The organism is Dietzia aerolata, assembly GCF_014144865.1.
Classification (GTDB): Bacteria; Actinomycetota; Actinomycetes; order Mycobacteriales; family Mycobacteriaceae; genus Dietzia; species Dietzia aerolata.
The window spans coordinates 1-2,802 of record NZ_JAALDM010000208.1; the positions used below are offsets into that span (position 1 = coordinate 1).

The following is a 2,802-nucleotide window of genomic DNA, read 5'->3' on the forward strand; positions in this document are numbered from 1 at the left end:
CCTGCGCGCCGACTTCCGCTGCGTGGCCATCGACTTCCGTGGTCAGGGGAACTCGCCGCGAGCCCTGGGCGGCTACGACATGGACACCCTCACGGTGGACGTGGCCGAACTGCTGCGGCACCTGCAGATCCCGGTGGTCAACTTCGTGGGGCTGTCGATGGGCGGCTTCGTGGGCATCCGCCTGGCGGCCCGGTACCCGGAGTCGGTGCACACGCTGACGCTCATGGACACCGCCGCCACGGCCGAGGAGCCCGCCAACCGGACCAAGTACAAGACTCTCGCCAAGGTGTACCGGCTCACCGGCGTCCGTCCGCTGAGGACGCGGGTCGCCCCGATCATGCTGGCCCCGGAGAACGTGGATGCACCGTGGGTGGAAGAGTGGATCTCGAGGCTCGACCGCAACGATCGCGCGGGCATGATCAAGGCGATCGAATCGGTCGCGGACCGGGACCCGTGTGAGGACGAGGCGGTACGGATCATCGCGCCGACCCTGATCATGGTCGGCGCCGAGGACGCCGCGACGCCGCCGGCCAAATCCCGGCGACTCGGGGAACTCATCGCCACGACGCGCTTCCACGAGATCCCCGGGGCGGGGCATTCAGCCACGCTGGAACGCCCCGATGAGGTCAACGCCATCCTTTCGGCGTTCCTCTCCGAATACACAATGTGACGACAAGGAACTCGATGACAGCGGACGGCCTACCGGCAAAAACAGGCAATTCGGATCCCGACGGCTCGACCGGTTCGGAAGGCCACGCGGGCCCCGACCCGACTCGCGACGGCGGGTGGGTGGGTCTGCTCACCGGCCGGGTCACGGCCTGGGTGATGCTCGCGATCATGCTCGTGATCTCGGGAGCCGTGTTCGCACTGGCCGCGTCCGAGGGGTCGTCCGAGGCGCCCAACTCGCTGCCCGATGAGGCCGAGTCCGCACAGGTCTCGCAGATCCAGGCGCAGTTCCCCGACTCCGGGTCCGTTCCGGCTGTTCTCGTCGTCTCCCGCTCGGGCGGCGGCGAGCTGGGGCCGGAGGGCATGGCCGCCGCCGGCGCCGCGGGGCAACGCATGTCCGAGGTCGTGGGTGCCGAGGCGCAGGGCCCGATCCCGTCGGAGGACGGCGAGGCCGCGCTGGTGATCGTGCCGGTCGAGTCCGACGTCATCTCCAACGACGAGGGCCGCGAACTCGTCGCCGACATGCGTAGCGCCGCCACGGACAGCCTCGGCGACGGGATGACCGCCGAGCTCACCGGTGGCCCGGCCTTCGCCGCGGACACCGCCGCCGCCTTCGAGGGCGCCGACTTCCGACTTCTCGCCGCGACGGCACTGGTCGTGGCCGTGCTGCTGATCGTCACCTACCGCTCGCCGGTGCTGTGGCTGGTGCCGCTGATCATCATCGGGATCGCCGACCGGGTGGCCGCACTGGTCGTGTCGCAGGTCGGCGAGCTGATGGATGTCCCCGTCGACGCCTCCACATCCGGCATCGTCTCGGTCCTGGTCTTCGGCGCCGGAACCAACTACGCCCTGCTCCTGGTGTCCCGCTACCGCGAGGAGCTACGCAGAACCGAGGATCGTCGCGGCGCTCTGCGTGCGGCCTACCGCGGCGCGGTCCCCGCGATCGCGGCCAGCAACATCACGGTGGTTCTCGCGCTGCTCACGCTGCTGCTGGCCACCCTGCCCAACTATCGTTCGCTCGGGATCTCCGCCGCGGTCGGCCTGATCATCGCGGCGGTCTACGCGCTCGTCGCACTGCCCGCCGCGCTCGCGGTGTGCGGCCGGGGATTGTTCTGGCCGTTCGTCCCGCGCCCCGGCGCCGTCGCGAAGTCCGGCCGGCCCACCCGCGCCGCCGAGAAGCCCGAGGGGTTCCGCGACGAGGTGCCGGCCGGCATCTGGGGCCGCATCGCCGCCCGAGTGGTCCAGCGACCGGTCACGGTGCTGATCTCGTGCGTCCTGCTGCTCGCAGTGCTGGGGCTCGGCCTGATCGGCACCCGGGTCGGGCTCAGTCAGACCGAGCAGTTCCGCACCGCCTCCGAGTCCGCCGCGGGGCTGGAGACCGCCGCCGAGCACTTCCCCGCGGGCGTCACGAACCCGGTCACCATCGTCACCCGCACGGGCACCGAGGGCCAGGTCCTCGAGTCCATCCAGGGCGTCGAGGGCGTGGTCTCGGCCAACCCGTCGGGCGAGTCCGGCACGGGCTGGAGCCGCGTCAACGTGGTGCTCGACGCCGCCCCCGCCACCGACCGTTCCGAGGACAGCATCGTCGGACTCCGTGACGCCGTGGACACCGTTCCCGGCTCCGAGGCGATGGTCGGCGGCTCGGTCGCCGAGGCCGTCGACACCAACGAGGGCAACGTCCGCGACTTCACCCTGATCGCGCCGCTTATCCTGCTCGTGGTGTTCGTCGTCCTCATCGGGGTGCTGCGCTCGCTGGTCGCACCGATCCTGGTCATGCTGGCCACCACGCTGTCCGCGGTGGCGGCGCTGGGACTCGGCACGTTCGTCACCACCCAGGTGCTGGGCTTCCCCGGCCTGGACGTGTCGGTGCCGCTGTACAGCTTCCTGTTCCTGGTCGCCCTCGGCGTCGACTACTCGATCTTCCTGACGATCCGCGCCCGCGAGGAGTCGGCCACACACTCGACCCCTGAGGCCATGGTGCGCGCGGTCGCCCTGACCGGCGGCGTCATCACCTCCGCGGGCATCGTGCTGGCGGCGGTGTTCGTGGTGCTCGGCGTCCTGCCGCTCATCGTGCTCACCCAGGTCGGCGTGATCGTCGCGCTGGGCGTGCTGCTGGACACGTTCGTCGTGCGCACT

2 protein-coding genes are annotated in these 2,802 nt (G+C 70.7%); both read left to right on the forward strand.

Annotation, left to right across the window (positions count from 1 at the left end; all coding sequences use genetic code 11):
• A partial coding sequence (locus G6016_RS12080) for an alpha/beta fold hydrolase (protein ID WP_182632893.1) occupies positions 1-670 on the forward strand: 670 nt, incomplete at its 5' end.
• Positions 671-684: 14 nt separating this feature from the next.
• On the forward strand, positions 685-2,802 hold a 2,118-nt coding region (locus tag G6016_RS12085; protein ID WP_182632894.1), incomplete at its 3' end, for an MMPL family transporter.